Raw genomic sequence first — 14,773 nt, forward strand, 5'->3', positions numbered from 1 at the left:
ATCCCATGGAAGAAAAACAAAAAACCGCCGGCGAGCTGCTGCGGGAGACCCTGCTCTACAACAGGAAGAACGGCTATGACCGCCTGACCGCCGAGGACGAGGCGGCGATGAGGTCCTACTGCGAGGACTACAAAAAGTTCCTGGACGCGGGCAAGACCGAGCGTGAGTGTGTGGACGAGACCGTGCGCCAGGCCGAGGCCCGGGGCTTCAAGCCCTTTGTCCGGGGCATGGCGGTGAATCCCGGGGACAGGATCTACCGGGTGAACCGGGGCAAGGCCGTCATGCTGGCCGTGGTCGGCTCCGCGCCCCTGAGCGAGGGCGTGGCCATCGGCGCGGCCCACATCGACTCCCCTCGGCTGGATTTGAAGCAGAACCCCATCTACGAGGCCGACGAGCTGGGCTTCCTCAAGACCCACTACTACGGCGGCATCCGCAAGTATCAGTGGGTGACCATCCCCCTGGAGCTCCACGGCGTCATCGTCCTCAAGGACGGCTCCACCGTGAAGGTGGCCATCGGCGCGGGGGCGGGGGACCCCGTCTTCACCGTGGACGACCTGCTGCCCCATCTGGCCGCTGAGCAGTCCAAGAAGCCCCTGGGCGAGGCCATTCCCGGCGAGAGCCTGAACCTGCTGGTGGGCAGCCGCCCCTTCAAGGACGACGAGGGCTCCGAGCGCGTGAAGCTGGCCCTGTTGGACATTCTCAACCAGAAGTACGGCATCGTGGAGGAGGACTTCATCTCCGCCGAGCTCTCCGCCGTGCCCGCCTTCCGGGCCAGCGATATCGGCTTCGACCGCTCTCTCATCGGCGCCTACGGCCACGACGACCGGGTCTGCGGCTACGCCTGCCTCGCCGCCCTCTTCGCCCTGGGCACCCCCCGCCGCACCGCCGTGTGCATGCTGGCGGACAAGGAGGAGATCGGGTCCGAGGGCGTGTCGGGCATGAAGTCCGCCGCTTTCGACACCTTTATGTCCGACCTGTGCGACACCCAGCACCTTCCGCTGAAGGTCTGCTATGAGCACTCCTTCTGCCTCTCGGCCGACGTCTGCGCCGCCTTTGACCCCAATTTCCCCGAGGCCTTCGAGAAGCGCAACAGCGCCCTGGTGAACTACGGCATGAGCTTTTGCAAGTACACCGGGTCCCGGGGCAAGTCCGGCGCGTCGGACGCCTCCGCCGAGGTGGTGGCCTACGTCCGCAGGACCCTGGACGCCGCCGGCGTGGTCTGGCAGATGGCGGAGCTGGGTAAGGTGGACCAGGGCGGCGGCGGCACCGTGGCCGTCTATATGGCGGAGCGGGACATCGACACCCTGGACGCCGGTGTGCCGGTGCTGTCTATGCACGCCCCGTTCGAGACCGTGGGCAAGCTGGACTGCTACATGACCTACAAGGGCATGAAGGCCGTCTACGAGGCGTAAATGGCGCCGCGGCGGTATTCTGCTGGTTGTCATTATCAATAAATCAGGTCGGCTGCCGCCTATCCTGTCATCCTCTCCAAAGGCCCGGGGTACAGTGCGTGTACCCCGGGCCCTTTTCCGTCTTGGGAGGAGGGCGCGGCGGAGGAACAGCAGGACACACGGCGGCGGTTCCTCTGTGCTGCTCCGCGCAGAGGCGGGGCGGGAACGTCGCGCCGGTGCTGTTTGAGGGGCGGCGCCCTGGGAGATATCGCCGCCGTTCGTTTATTTTGCCGGGGATTTGCGCATACTGTCACCAAGCGAAACAATGGGGAGGCAGATGCATGAGCGACGAGACCGGAGAGACCCTGGAGACGGGAAATGAGGACAAGACCGCCAGCATGAACGACCGCCAGCAGCAGATTGTGGACATGGGGTCGGCGACCATCAAGACGGAGCGGGGGACCATCCATACCCTGACCATCGTGGGCCAGATTGAGGGACACCAGATTCTGCCGCCCACCTTGAAATCGACCAAATACGAGCATGTGATGCCCCTGCTGGCCACCATTGAGGAGAGCGAGGAAGTGGACGGCCTGCTGGTGCTCCTCAACACCGTGGGGGGCGATATCGAGGCGGGGCTGGGAATTGCGGAGCTTATCTCCAGCATGTCCAAGCCCACGGTCTCTCTGGTGCTGGGGGGAGGGCACTCCATCGGCGTGCCCCTGGCGGTGTCCGCCAAGACGTCCTTCGTCGCGCCGTCGGCGGCCATGACCATCCATCCTGTGCGGCTGAACGGGCTGGTCATCGGCGTGCCCCAGACATTCAACTACTTTGAGCGGATTCAGGAGCGCATCATTCAGTTTGTAACCCGCAACAGCAGAGTAAAGCGGGAGGACTTTACAAAAATGATGCTCCAGACCGGGGAACTGGCGGCGGATGTGGGCAGCGTGATCTATGGCGAGGAGGCGGTCAAAATTGGCCTCATCGACCACATCGGCGGGCTGGCCGACGCGCTGGAGTGCCTGCACGCCATGATAGATGAGAGGAGACAGAAGCAGGAGACAAAGGTACGGTAAGCGGCGGACGAGGGGAAGGGCGGCCGTCCCCTTATCCGGCACGGCGCGGCCCTGCCGCTTTCCCACGTGTGGAGGCCGTTGACGTCAGGCCTGGGGCGGGCAGCTGATTGGCTGCCCGCCCTTTCAGCGGCTTCGTTGACATAATCCCAATAAAAATGATGGAAAACCTCTCACAATTGTGGTAGAATACTCTTGTATGTCTATTCGCTGACTGTGGAGGGAACCGCATGACGTATCTGATGTCCATCCTGATGGGGCTCATCCAAGGTGTCGCTGAATTTCTGCCCATCTCCAGTTCGGGACACCTGGCTCTCTTCCAGGCGTTTTTCGGCATGGAAAACGTGGAGGAACAGCATATGTTCTTTACAGTACTCCTCCATTTCGGCACGCTGATCTCAGTGTGTATCGTCTACTGGCGGGACATTGTGGAGATGATACGGGAGTTCTTCCTGGGCATTGCCGCCCTGTTTTCCAAGCGGCCTGACCGCGGCGCACCTCCCCCGGCCCGGCGGCTTGTTATGCTGATCATCCTCGGTACATTGCCCCTCTTTGTGATGGTGTTTCTCAAGGGGGCCATCGAAGCCCTATTCGTCAGTTCCATACCGGTTTCCTGTATGCTGCTTCTGACCGGCTTCATCCTCTTTTTCTCCGACCGGCTGGCCCGGGGCCGCAAAACTGCGAAGAACGCCACCGTGACGGACGCGCTGCTGGTGGGCTGCGCCCAGGCGGTGGCCATTATTCCCGGCATCTCCCGGTCGGGCGCGACCATCTCTGCGGGAATGATGCGGGGGTTTGACCGCAATTTCGCCGTTCGGTTCTCCTTCCTCCTGTCCCTGCCCGCCATTGTGGGGGCCAATATTCTGGAGCTGAAGGACGCGGTGACGGCGGCGGACTTCTCCACGGCGGTGGTGCCGCTCCTGCCGGTCTACCTGGTGGGCGTGCTGGCGGCTGCCGTTGTGGGTTACTTCGCCATCCGGCTGGTCAAATCCCTGGCGGACAAGGGTAAGTTCGGCAAGTTCGCCTACTACTGCTGGGGCGTGGGCGCGGTGAGCCTGATTGCAGGGATACTGAAGTTTGTAATACTGAAATAGGCGGATTTGCAGCATCGCCGCGAGTGCGGCGTCCCAAGCGTTTTGCCTGCAGCAAAGCCTTGATGCCGGGCGGATTGACTCCGCCCGGGCAGATGAAAAGACGGGGTCCCCGCACGGCGCAGGCCGGGTGGGGCTCAAGTTCGCCTGCTACTGCTGGGGCGTGGGCGCGGTGAGCCTGATTGCAGGAATACTGAAGTTTGTGATACTGAAATAGGCGAATTTGCCGCATCGCTGCGAGTGCGGCGTCCCAAGCGTTTTGCCTGCAGCAAAACCTTGATGCCGGGCGGATTGACTCCGCCTGGGCAGATGAAAAGACGGGGTCCCCGCACGGCGCAGGCCGGGTGAGGGTCAAGTTCGCCTGGTACCGCTGGTGCGTGAGCGGGGTGAGCCTGATTGCAGGGATATTGAAATTTGTGATATTGAAATTTGTGATATTGAAAAAGGCGAATTTGCCGCATCGCCGCGAGTGCGGCGATCTAAGCGTTTTGCCTGCGGCAAAACCTTGATGCGGGGCGGATTGACTCCGCCCGGGCAGATGAAAAGACGGGGTCCCCGCATGGCGCAGGCCGGGTGGGGCATACTCCACTCCTAGGAAAGGATTGATTCCATTGGCAACAGCCCAAAAGAAGTCGACAGGGGGAAAGCGGACCGCGTCCTCCTCCGGCGCCCGGCGGAGCAGCTCGTCCTCCAAATCCACGGGGAGCCGGAAGAAGACCGCCCCCCAGCCCAAGCCCATCCGGCGTGAGGTGGGGGCGGTGGTATGCCTGCTGCTGGCCATCTTCTCCGCCTTTGGCTACTTCAACATCCACGCCCTTTTCATCGATTTCTTCGTGAACATCGTGAAGGGCCTCATCGGGTACGGCTTCTGGCTGCTGCCGCCCATGCTGTTGGCCACCAGTGTGATTCTTGCCCTCCACCGGGGCCGCCCGGTCCGGGCGCGGGTGTGGTGCGCCATGCTGATGCCGGTGATTTTCGGCTGTATCCTCCACCTTTTCATGGCGAAGGGGGAGTACACCTGGGGCTGGGAGCTCTTTAAAACCCTCTGGGCCGAGGGACAGGCCCTCCAGAGCGGCGGCGCGGTGAGCGGTCTTATGTCGGTGGCGTTTATCGCGGTGTTCAGCAAAATTGGCGCGGGCATCGTGTTCATTCTGGGCGCGGGCGTTATGCTGATGGCCGCGGCCAATGTGACCGTGGTGGATATCGTGGACTACATCCGGGACCGTCCCCGCCCCGAATACGAGGAGCAGGAGATCCCCGAACCAAGACCCCGGGAGCGGAAAGCGCCCGCCGAGCCCGCCGTCCAAAAGGCGGCCCCGGCGGGGAGGCGGAGGCCCAACATTGATATCCCGGTGGACGACGGCCCCCTGCCCGGCCGTGCGGAGCCGGAGCCCCAGATTGCGGAGAAAAAGGAGAAGCTCTTCAACCGCAAGCCCTCGGTGCCTACCCCGGACCAGATTCTGGCGGGCGCGGCTCAGGAGCGGCCCGCGCCTGTGGCGGAGAGTATCCCCACGCCGGAGAGCGTTATCACGCCGCCCCCCGCTGTCCCCACGCCCATCCCCGAGCCTGTTGTAGTGACCCGGCCCGCGCCGGAGCCCGCTGCGCCCGTCCCCGTGCCGCCCATGCCGGAGATTGAGCGGGAGCCCGCCGTGCCCAAGGTGAAGGCCAGTGAGGCCGCCAGGGCCGCCGCGGAGGTGGCGCAGGAGGTGGAGAAGAGTCTGGAGCAGGGCGCGCCTGCCTACCAGTACCCGCCGGTTTCGCTTCTGAAGGAGGGGGACGGCGTGGTGGGCGGAGACGCCCTGGCGGAGCTGCGGGCCAATCAGAACCGGCTGTCCGACACCATCCGTTCCTTCGGCATCGACGCCAACATCGTCAACGTGACCCGGGGCCCCTCCGTGACCCGGTATGAGCTGGAGCTGGACCAGGGCGTGCGGCTGAACAAGCTGACCAATCTGGCCGACGACATCGCCCTGGCCCTGGGGGCCACCGGCGTGCGCATCGCCCCCATCCCGGACAAGATCTCCATGGTGGGCATCGAGGTGCCCAACAAGCTGGTCTCGCCGGTCTACATCCATGAGGTAATCGACTCCAAGGAGTTTCGGGACAACCCCTCCAAGGTGTCCTTCGCCGTGGGCAAGGACATCGGAGGCAACTGTATCGTGGGCAACATCGCCAAGCTGCCCCATATGCTGATTGCCGGCACCACCGGCTCGGGTAAGTCGGTGTGCACCAACTCCCTTATTATCTCCCTCCTCTACAAGGCCACGCCTGAGGAGGTCCGCCTCATCATGGTGGACCCGAAGATGGTGGAGCTGGGCATCTATAACGGCATTCCCCATCTGCTCATTCCCGTGGTGACCGACCCCAAAAAGGCGGCGGGCGCCCTCCAGTGGGCCGTCACCGAGATGATGAAGCGCTACCGCGCCTTCTCTGAGGTGGGGGTCAGGGACCTGTCGTCCTACAACGCCCACGCGGCCAGGACTGAGGGCATGAGCAAGATGCCTCAGATTGTGGTGGTCATCGACGAGCTGGCCGATTTGATGCTGGTGGCCGCCAAGGAGGTGGAGGAGTCCATCTGCCGGGTGGCCCAGATGGGCCGGGCCTCGGGCATGCATCTGGTTATCGCCACTCAGCGGCCCTCCGCCGATGTGATCACCGGACTGATGAAGGCCAATATCCCCTCCCGCATCGCCTTCGCGGTGGCCTCCAGCCTGGAGTCCCGCATCATTCTGGATACCACCGGCGCGGAAAAGCTGGTGGGCCGGGGCGATATGCTGTATTTTCCGCTGGGCACCGGGAAACCCCAGCGCGTTCAGGGCTGTCTGATCTCAGACAGCGAGGTGGCCGCGGTGGTGGACTTCATCAAGCAGAGCGGCACCGCCGAGTACGACGAGGAGATCATCAGCGAGATTGAGCAGCACGCCGCCGAAAAAGAGAAGGGCGGCAAGGGGGTGGGCGGCTCCGCCCCCGACGCCGTGGACGACGCCTTTGACGAGCTGCTCCCCGCCGCCATCGAGGTGGTGGTGGAGACCGGGCAGGCCAGCGTCTCCATGCTCCAGCGCCGCCTGAAGCTGGGCTATTCCCGCGCCGCCCGGCTGGTGGACCAGATGGAGGAGAAGGGGGTTGTGGGCCCCTTCGAGGGCTCCAAGCCCCGGCAGCTCCTCATCACCAAGGAGCAGTGGCAGGAGATGCAGTTCCGCCAGGGCATGGTGGACTCCGCGCCCGACGCCGGTCCGGTCCCCGAGGAATTCGACTACGAGGGGGACGCTGTACCCCAGAGCCGCGAGATGCCGCCCTTCGACATGGGGGACGACTGATATGTACGAGGTTAAGCCGAGAAACGGAGACGAGCTCCGCCCGCTGGTGGGCCTGGGCGCGTACAACAGGTGCTTTATCCAGGCGCAGTCGGATATCTCCTGCGCCATGGAGGATGAGGCGGGCCGCTGTATCGCGGGGCTCGTCGGCTGGCAGGCGGATGGGCTTGCCATGGTGGACGTCCTCTGGGTGGAGGAGGCGTTTCGCGGGCAGGGCCTGGGGACAAGGCTGCTCCGCTTTGCGGAGGAGGCAGGCCGGACGCGGGGCGCCCGGCTGATGGAGCTGAACACCTTCGGCTTTCAGGCTCCGGGCTTCTACGAGAAGCAGGGCTACCGCCGCTTTGCCGCGCTGGAGGGCGTCATCGGCCAGTATGGACATTATTTTTATGTCAAAGAGCTTTAAACGATAAAAAGAGCCTCCGCAGATGCAGTCTGCGGAGGCTCTTTTTCAATTTCATCCTGTAAAGTAAAGCGGTGTACAGTACCGACGGCGGACATTGAGTACTGATTGAGACGCACGGGATGGTTTTCTATGTAGCGTCTTAGAAGTCGACCTCGGTGCCGTAGTAGATGCAGGTGAAGAGCTTCTCCATCGTGGCGGGGTCGATGGGGCGGGGGTTGGAACCGGTGCAGGCGTCGCCCACGGCGTTCTCGGCGATGGCGGCGATCTTCTCCTTGAACTCATCCTCAATGATGCCGAAGTCCTTCAAGGTGTTGGGGATGCCCATGGTGTCGTTCATGGCGCGGATCTTGGCGCGCAGGCCCTGGACCAGCTCGTCGGTGCCGGCGCCGGTCACGCCCATGGTGCGGGCAATGTCTGCATAGCGCTCGGCCACGCCGGGGGCCTTGGAGTTGTAGGCGATGACGTAGGGCAGGTACATGGCGTTGGCCAGGCCGTGGATGATGTGGCCGGTGGAGAAGGCGGCGCCGGTCTTGTGGGCCATGGAGTGGACAATGCCCAGCAGCGCGTTGGAGAAGGCCATGCCGGCCAGGCACTGGCCGTAGTGCATCTCCTCGCGGCAGGTCATATCGCCGTTGAAGGACTTGATGAGGTCGTTGTTCACAATGTCGATGGCCTTGAGGGCCAGAGGGTCGGTGAAGACGGTGTGCAGGGTGGACACATAGGCCTCAATGGCGTGGGTCAGGGCGTCCATGCCGGTGTGGGCAACCAGCTTGGCGGGCATGGTCTCGGCCAGAGCGGGGTCGATGATGGCGACATCGGGGGTGATGTTAAAGTCGGCCAGGGGGTACTTGATACCCTTGTGGTAGTCGGTGATGACGGAGAAGGCGGTAACCTCGGTGGCGGTGCCGGAGGTGGAGGGGATGGCGCAGAATTTGGCCTTTTGGCGCAGCTCAGGGAAGTTAAAGGGGATGCAGAGGGCCTCAAAGGTGGTGTCGGGGTACTCATAGAAGGCCCACATGGCCTTGGCGGCGTCGATGGGAGAACCACCGCCCATGGCGACGATCCAGTCGGGCTGATACTCACGCATCACGGCCGCGCCGCTCATCACGGTCTCCACGGAGGGGTCGGGCTCGACATTCTCAATGAGCTTGGTCTCAATGCCGGCCTCTTTCAGATAGTCCACGACCTTATCGACAAAGCCAAAACGCTTCATAGAGCCGCCGCCAAGCACGAGGACGGCCTTTTTGCCCTTCAGGGTCTTCAGGTTCTCCAGAGCGTTGGCGCCATAATATACATCGCGGGGCAGAGTAAATCTGGACATAATGAGTACCTCCATATAGTAATATGTAATTGTGAAATCTTTAACAACTTTTCTTACCGGACCCTATCATACCCCTTTGATAAAATTTTGTCAATGGTATTTCGGCGAATTTTTAGTAAAAAAGCGCGGGAAAAATTCCCGCGCTTTTGGTACATTTTGATAGTCTAAAATACTCATATGGTGAGGGTTCCGCTCTCGTCCTCGATAAGGAGGAGAATGCGCTCCTCGTTGCCGGTCTGAGCGTTCACATAGACGATGCAGTGCTTTCCATCGCCGGTTTCGCATTTAAACTCATGGCACAGAACTTCGTTCTCGCCTCCGGTGGGGATCAGGGCAAGCTGGTGGGAGAGGAGCCTGAGGGAGGGGTCCAGCACGGCCTGGGCCTGAGCCAGCGCAACCGCAGGCTCCGCCAGGGTGCGCTGGGTGTGGTTCATCAGGTAGCCCTCGGACTCAAAGCCGACGATGCGTCCGTTGTCCAAGGCCACCGTGACCTTGATAAGGTCGGGATAGCAGACCACTTCGCCCTGACAGGCGGCGAAGTTGACGGTCAGCCGGTTGTCCTGATTGATGTGGTAGCTGGGGGAGAGGCCGGCATACCCCCGCACCGTAAGGAATGCAGCGGCTGTCTCCACGGCCTCCTCCGGGGTGAGGACGGCTTCGCCCACGCTTCGGGAGTTCATCAGAGAGGCCACCATGCCGCCCTGCCGGGTCACCTCCAGATAGACCTCGCCGCCGTCCACCGCCGCGGAGAAGCCCCAGGTGGGGATCCTGCCCTCGCCGGCGGAGACCAGGGAGAAGATCTCCGGCTTGAGGTCCAGGAACGCGGCGGCGGCCGCCCTGGCATCATCCTGGGAAATCTCCTCACAGCCCTCCAGCATCCGGGGGGAGCGGCTGGCGATGTGCTCCGAGAAGGGGCCGTCGTAGATGAGGGTGGGGACCTCGGGAAAGTCGGATTCCACAGTCTGGAAGGCGGAGCCCGCGAGGGCCTGCCCTCCGTCCTCGGTGGCGGAGGAGAGCCGACGCTCGGCGGACTTTAGATCTTCCAGGGTAATGGTGCCGGAGTGAATATCGGCCTGGAGGTCCTGGAGCATCTGAGACAGGGCGGAGGCGGCGGCGGACAGGGAGCGGAGGTTGGAGCGCTCCTCCTCGCTGCAAACGCCGTTCACCGCCGTGTTTTTGGAGAGGGCCACGGCGTAATCCCCCACCTTGGCGACAAAGGAGGCGGTCTCCTCCAGCTCCACGTTGCCGTAGGGCAGCTCGCCGATGGCCATCTGTGCCGACATGGCCCGGCCAAACAGCTCGGTGCACAGGGAGGAGAGAAGGGAGGGCGAGGTGGCGTAGCTGGCCTTTTGGAGGGCCGTATCCAGCTCGGAGACGGCGGTGGTCAGCTCGGCAAAGGCGTGCTGGTAGTTGTTATTCAGATGATTCTCATAGGCCGCGGCACGGCTGTGGCCCTGCACGGCAAAGCCGCCCGTGACGGCGAAAGCGCCTGCCAGAAAACTGGCGGCAAGTATTTTGGCCTTACGGCTCCGCTTGTGGTTTCGCATCATAAAACACGCCCCTTTTGTTGCTAGTGTGGCCGGTTTGGGGCGTGTTTTATGGGATGTAAATTTTGTCAGCGAATCAGCCGTTCAATTTCTGAAAACAGGACGGCACCCACATGGCAGACCGGGCACTCGGCGGGAGGCGCGTCCCCCTCGTGAATGCAGCCGCAGACGGTGCACCTCCAGCGCCTGTCCGCCGCGGATGAGGCCTCGGGGGCGGGCGCCTCCGGCGGCATCTCCTCGAACAGATTTGCACCCACATGGCAGACCGGACACTCGGCGGGAGGCGCGTCCCCCTCGTGGATGCAGCCGCAGACGGCGCACCTCCAGCGCCTGCCGCCGGCAGGGGCCGCGCCGGGCGCGGGGTACTCCGTGAGGGGTTTCTCCACCATGCCGGAGGGACCCAGATCGCCGGCCCGGTTTATATAGGCGGTGTGGAGCAGGTCCTCAGCCCGCCGGGAGAGCGGCACGCCGTAGTACTCCTCATAGACCCGCCTGATGTCCGGATTCTCGTGGGAGAAGCGCAGGGACATGGAGCCGTCCCTGGCGTAGAGGGAGTCGATGCGGGCACTGCGGACGCCGTCGCTCATGGGAATTTCGGTCTTGGGCTGTCCGCCGCCGCCGATGCAGCCGCCCCGGCAGGTCATGACCTCCACGAAGTCATACCCGGCCCGGCCCGCCTTCCACTCCTCAATGAGGAGCTTCGCGTTGGCGGTGCCGTGGACCACGGCCAGGGTGAGGGGGACGCCGGCAATCTCCACGCGGGCGGTGCGGACCCCATCCATTCCCCGGACGGGGGTGAGATTCAGGTAGTCGGCCGGGGGATTCTTCCCGGTGACCAGCCAGTAGGCGGTCCGGGCGGCCGCCTCCATCACGCCGCCGGTATTGCCGAAGATGACGCCTGCGCCGGAGGCCGCGCCCATGAGACTGTCGTAACCGCTCTCCGGGAGGGCGGCGAAGTCCACGCCCTCCTCCTTGAGCCACTTGGCAAGCTCCCGGGTGGTGATTACGTGGTCCATATCCCGCAGGCCCGCGACGCCGGTCTCCCGGGCGGCGCCGGCCATCTCCGGGCGGCGGATCTCAAATTTCTTGGCGGTGCAGGGCGTGACGGCAACGTTAACGATTTTTGCCGGGTCAATGCCCATCCGGGCGGCGAAATAGGTCTTGACGGTGGGACCCTGCATCCCGATGGGACTCTTGGCGGAGGAGATGTGGGGAAGAATCTCGGGGTAGAAGGTCTCGGCGAACTTTACCCAGGCGGGGCAGCAGCTGGTGAATTGGGGCAGGGGTCCGGCCTTTTTTGTAATCCGCTCCACCAGCTCGCTGGCCTCCTCCATAATGGTGAGATCGGCGGAAAAATTGGTGTCCAGCACGTAGTCGGCGCCCAGCGCACGGAGGGCGGCCACCATCTGTCCCTCCACAAAGGCCCCGGCGGGGAGGCCGAAGGACTCGCCCAGCCCTACCCGGACCGAGGGGGAGGTGCTGAAAATGACCACCTTGTCCGGGTCGCGGACGGCGTCGCGGACAGCAGAGTACTCGTATGCCTCGGTAATGGAGTCCACCGGACAGGCGTTGGCGCACTGGCCGCAGTGGATACAGATGGCGGTATCGCCGGTGCTCAGCAGATCGTACAGCCGCCCGACGGCGATCTCCCGCTCGCAGACTCGGCGGCAGCCGCCGCACTTGATGCAGAGGGACTCATCCCTCACAATCGCCGGGTTGTCCCCCTCAATGGGAATACGGATATCCGCAAAAGCATGCCTGTTCATTCCAATCACTCTCTTTCTCTATATATAGTATTGATAATTATTACTATAATAGAGAGAATGGCGGTTAGTCAACCACAACTATCAAAATATCCCTGCGGATGTTCCGCAGGGATATTTTTTGGAATATTTCATCGTGCAGAGAGCGGCGCATCACGATTTCCCGCCGGCCTTCAGCGCCCGGGTGGCGTTCAGGATGGCCAGAACGGACACGCCCACGTCTGCGAAGACCGCCTCCCACATATTCGCCATACCCATCGCGCCCAGTGCCAGTACCAGCAGCTTGACGGCCAGGGCAAAGACGATGTTCTGCTTGACGATGCGCAGGGTTTTGCGGGCGATGCCGATGGCGGCGGCAATTTTAGAGGGCTGATCGTCCATGAGGACGATATCCGCGGCCTCGATGGCGGCGTCGGACCCCAGGCCGCCCATAGCGATGCCGATGTCGGCCCGGGAGAGGACGGGAGCGTCGTTGATGCCGTCGCCCACGAAGGCGAGGGCGCCCTTGCCTGTCTTCTGCGTCAGCAGGGCTTCCACCCGATCCACCTTGTCCGCGGGGAGAAGCTGGGTGTGGACTTCGTCCAGGCCCAGCTCACCGGCCACCGCCTCGCCCACGGCCCTGGCGTCGCCGGTGAGCATGACGGTTTTGCGCACGCCCTGGGTCTTCAGGTCTGCGATGGCCCGGGCGGCATCGCTCTTCACCTCGTCGGAGATGACGATGTGGCCCAGGTACTCGCCCTCGGCGGCCACATGGACGGTGGTGCCGACCTTGTGGCAGGGGTGCCACTTGACGCCGATCTCCTCCATGAGCTTGTCGTTGCCGGCGCAGATGAGCTGCCCGTCCACCCTGGCGCGGACGCCGCGGCCGGAGAGCTCCTCCACATCGGCGACGCGGCCGGCGTCCAGGGGCGCGTTATAGGCGTCCCTGAGAGAGCGGGAGATGGGGTGGTCGGAGTAGGACTCCGCCAGGGCGGCCAGCTCCAGAAGCCGGGACTCAGAGCACTGGTCGGGGTGGATGGCAGTCACGTTGAACACGCCCTTGGTCAGGGTGCCGGTCTTATCAAAAACGACTATCTCCGCGTTGGAGAGGACCTCCAGGTAGTTGCCGCCCTTGACCAGGATGCCCTGCTTGGAAGCCCCGCCGATGCCGCCGAAGAAGGAGAGGGGCACTGAGATGACCAGGGCGCAGGGGCAGGAGATGACCAGGAAGATGAGGGCGCGGTGGATGCTCTCGGACCAGCCCACATCGGCGAAGAAGGGGAGGAAAACTGCCAAAAGGGCGGCGACGAGGACCACCACGGGGGTATAGTACCGGGCGAACTTTGTGATGAAATGTTCGGCCTTGGCCTTCTTGCTGCTGGAGTTTTCCACCAGGTCCAGGATTTTGGCCACGGTGGACTCCTCAAAGGGCTTTGTGACACGGATGCGGAGCAGGCCGGTCATGTTGACACAGCCGGAAATCACGTCGCTGTCGGGCGACGCCTCCCGGGGGAGGGACTCGCCGGTGAGGGCGGAGGTGTTGACGCTGGATGTCCCCTCCAGCACCACGCCGTCCAAGGGGATGCGCTCGCCGGGCTTTACCACAATGATGTCGCCCAGAGCCACGTCCTCCGGGTCCACCTGCTCCAGCCTGCCGTCGCGCTCGATATTGGCATAGTCCGGGCGGATGTCCATCAGCTCGGTGATGGACTTGCGGGAGCGGTCCACGGCGTAGCTCTGAAAGAGCTCGCCCACCTGGTAGAAGAGCATGACGAAGACGGCCTCGGGGTAATCGCCGGTGAAGAACGCGCCCACCGTGGCAAGAGCCATAAGAAAATTCTCGTCAAATATCTGCCCGTGGGCGATGTTGCGTACGGCGCGCCACAGAACGTCCCAGCCGATGACTGCATAGGGGACCAGGAAGAGGGGGAGCCGGAAGAGCCCTTCCAGAGGGATGAGGACCGCTATTACCAGCAAAACCGCGCTGGAGATAATCCGCGCGAGCATTTTTTTCTGCTTCATTGACATGGTTTATCCACTCCGTTATGGCTTTTGGAGCACGGCAAGCCCCGCGGGCAGCCGCCCCTTGACCAGAATGTAGTCCGCCCTTCCCAGGCCGCAGCCATCGATCATCTCCCGATAGCTGCGCCGGGTAAAGCGGTGTTTGGGCCGGAAGCCGGCCAGCTGATAGGCGGGAATCAGAATATTGGTGAAGCCCCAGCCGCCCTCGCCCTGGAGAAAGGTGGGGAGCAGCAGCAGGCCGCCCGGCCTCGTCACCCGCCAGAGCTCCCGGACCGCATCCTCCGGAGCGGGGAGGAGGTGGAGGACGTTGGCCGCGACGGTTACGTCGTACCAATCGTCCGGGTCGGGGAGGGACAGGAGGTCGCGCCGCTCAAAGGAGATGTTGGCGAGCCCCAGCCGCGCAGCCTTGGTTTTGGCCCGCTCAAGCATCGGCAGGGACATATCCGTACACAGGACGTGCCCGGCCCTGGACGCGGCGGCGATGGAGATCGCCCCGGTGCCCGCCGCGCACTCCAGCACGCCGGCCCCGGCGGGGATGCGCTTGACCACAGCGCGGAGAATGCCCTCCACCGCCGTGCGGTTGGTCCTCTCCGCCAGATCATAAAACCCGGCCCAGCGGTCCCAAAAGCTCCTTGGCATAGCTCAGAGCTGGATGGTGCAGTCTGGCTCCACCTTCCTGCAGACGGCGACGACCTGGGCCATAATCTCGTCAAAACGGGCGTCATCGGCGTCGATGCTGAGCTTCTGGGTCATAAAGCTGACGGAGGCGTCGTTCACGCCGTCGATCTTCTTGATGGCGTCCTCCATCTTGGCGGCGCAGTTGGCACAGTCCAGATCCATCAGCTTAAAACGCTTTTTCATGGTAATAC

Annotated in this window: 11 protein-coding genes; 5 read left to right on the forward strand and 6 right to left on the reverse strand. The window is 63.3% G+C overall.

What is annotated here, in order from left to right:
* Positions 1–5 precede the first annotated feature (5 nt).
* The 5 genes from H8S62_RS12560 to H8S62_RS12580 all read left to right on the forward strand — a co-directional run bounded on the left by H8S62_RS12560 (position 6) and on the right by H8S62_RS12580 (position 7,272).
* Positions 6–1,412: an aminopeptidase gene (locus tag H8S62_RS12560; RefSeq protein ID WP_155151565.1), complete on the forward strand. Its 1,407-nt coding sequence runs from the start codon at positions 6–8 to the stop codon at positions 1,410–1,412.
* A gap of 320 nt (positions 1,413–1,732) precedes the next feature.
* Entirely contained in the window at positions 1,733–2,467 is a 735-nt protein-coding gene (locus H8S62_RS12565; RefSeq protein ID WP_155151568.1) for a ClpP family protease, read from the forward strand.
* A gap of 227 nt (positions 2,468–2,694) precedes the next feature.
* Positions 2,695–3,558 carry an undecaprenyl-diphosphate phosphatase gene (locus H8S62_RS12570; protein ID WP_155151571.1) on the forward strand — a complete coding sequence of 288 codons (864 nt, stop codon included), beginning with the start codon at positions 2,695–2,697 and terminating at the stop codon, positions 3,556–3,558.
* A gap of 608 nt (positions 3,559–4,166) precedes the next feature.
* The gene (locus tag H8S62_RS12575; protein WP_186919651.1) at positions 4,167–6,872 is read left to right on the forward strand and encodes an FtsK/SpoIIIE family DNA translocase; all 2,706 of its coding nucleotides are present in this window, start codon (positions 4,167–4,169) and stop codon (positions 6,870–6,872) included.
* 1 nt (position 6,873) lies between these two features.
* The gene (locus H8S62_RS12580; protein ID WP_155151577.1) at positions 6,874–7,272 is read left to right on the forward strand and encodes a GNAT family N-acetyltransferase; all 399 of its coding nucleotides are present in this window, start codon (positions 6,874–6,876) and stop codon (positions 7,270–7,272) included.
* Between the two features lie 139 nt (positions 7,273–7,411).
* On the opposite strand, the gene H8S62_RS12585 is transcribed toward H8S62_RS12580, so the two are convergent.
* From H8S62_RS12585 to H8S62_RS12610, 6 genes are all read right to left on the reverse strand, one after another.
* Positions 7,412–8,593: an iron-containing alcohol dehydrogenase gene (locus H8S62_RS12585; RefSeq protein ID WP_155151579.1), complete on the reverse strand. Its 1,182-nt coding sequence runs from the start codon at positions 8,591–8,593 to the stop codon at positions 7,412–7,414.
* A 173-nt stretch (positions 8,594–8,766) separates the two neighbouring features.
* Complete coding sequence (ypeB, locus tag H8S62_RS12590; RefSeq protein ID WP_243255675.1) at positions 8,767–10,143, reverse strand: germination protein YpeB; 1,377 nt, start codon at positions 10,141–10,143, stop codon at positions 8,767–8,769.
* A 65-nt stretch (positions 10,144–10,208) separates the two neighbouring features.
* Positions 10,209–11,906: a [FeFe] hydrogenase, group A gene (locus tag H8S62_RS12595; RefSeq protein WP_186919653.1), complete on the reverse strand. Its 1,698-nt coding sequence runs from the start codon at positions 11,904–11,906 to the stop codon at positions 10,209–10,211.
* Between the two features lie 150 nt (positions 11,907–12,056).
* Positions 12,057–13,910, reverse strand: a complete 1,854-nt coding sequence (locus H8S62_RS12600) for a heavy metal translocating P-type ATPase (protein ID WP_186919655.1) — start codon at positions 13,908–13,910, stop codon at positions 12,057–12,059.
* A 15-nt stretch (positions 13,911–13,925) separates the two neighbouring features.
* Entirely contained in the window at positions 13,926–14,543 is a 618-nt protein-coding gene (locus tag H8S62_RS12605) for a class I SAM-dependent methyltransferase (protein WP_186919657.1), read from the reverse strand.
* A 3-nt stretch (positions 14,544–14,546) separates the two neighbouring features.
* Positions 14,547–14,765: a cation transporter gene (locus H8S62_RS12610; RefSeq protein WP_186919658.1), complete on the reverse strand. Its 219-nt coding sequence runs from the start codon at positions 14,763–14,765 to the stop codon at positions 14,547–14,549.
* Positions 14,766–14,773 lie beyond the last annotated feature (8 nt).

Origin of the sequence: Lawsonibacter faecis (assembly GCF_014287675.1) — a bacterium.
Lineage (GTDB): Bacteria > Bacillota > Clostridia > Oscillospirales > Oscillospiraceae > Pseudoflavonifractor > Pseudoflavonifractor faecis.

Excerpts from the sequence above, each read along its gene's own strand:
- H8S62_RS12600 (WP_186919655.1), bottom strand. The coding sequence starts at position 13,910 with ATGTCAATGAAGCAGAAAAAAATGCTCGCGCGGATTATCTCCAGCGCG.
- H8S62_RS12610 (WP_186919658.1), bottom strand. The coding sequence starts at position 14,765 with ATGAAAAAGCGTTTTAAGCTGATGGATCTGGACTGTGCCAACTGCGCC.
- H8S62_RS12595 (WP_186919653.1), bottom strand. The coding sequence starts at position 11,906 with ATGAACAGGCATGCTTTTGCGGATATCCGTATTCCCATTGAGGGGGAC.
- H8S62_RS12585 (WP_155151579.1), bottom strand. The coding sequence starts at position 8,593 with ATGTCCAGATTTACTCTGCCCCGCGATGTATATTATGGCGCCAACGCT.
- H8S62_RS12580 (WP_155151577.1), top strand. The coding sequence starts at position 6,874 with ATGTACGAGGTTAAGCCGAGAAACGGAGACGAGCTCCGCCCGCTGGTG.
- H8S62_RS12565 (WP_155151568.1), top strand. The coding sequence starts at position 1,733 with ATGAGCGACGAGACCGGAGAGACCCTGGAGACGGGAAATGAGGACAAG.
- ypeB (WP_243255675.1), bottom strand. The coding sequence starts at position 10,143 with ATGATGCGAAACCACAAGCGGAGCCGTAAGGCCAAAATACTTGCCGCC.
- H8S62_RS12605 (WP_186919657.1), bottom strand. The coding sequence starts at position 14,543 with ATGCCAAGGAGCTTTTGGGACCGCTGGGCCGGGTTTTATGATCTGGCG.
- H8S62_RS12570 (WP_155151571.1), top strand. The coding sequence starts at position 2,695 with ATGACGTATCTGATGTCCATCCTGATGGGGCTCATCCAAGGTGTCGCT.
- H8S62_RS12560 (WP_155151565.1), top strand. The coding sequence starts at position 6 with ATGGAAGAAAAACAAAAAACCGCCGGCGAGCTGCTGCGGGAGACCCTG.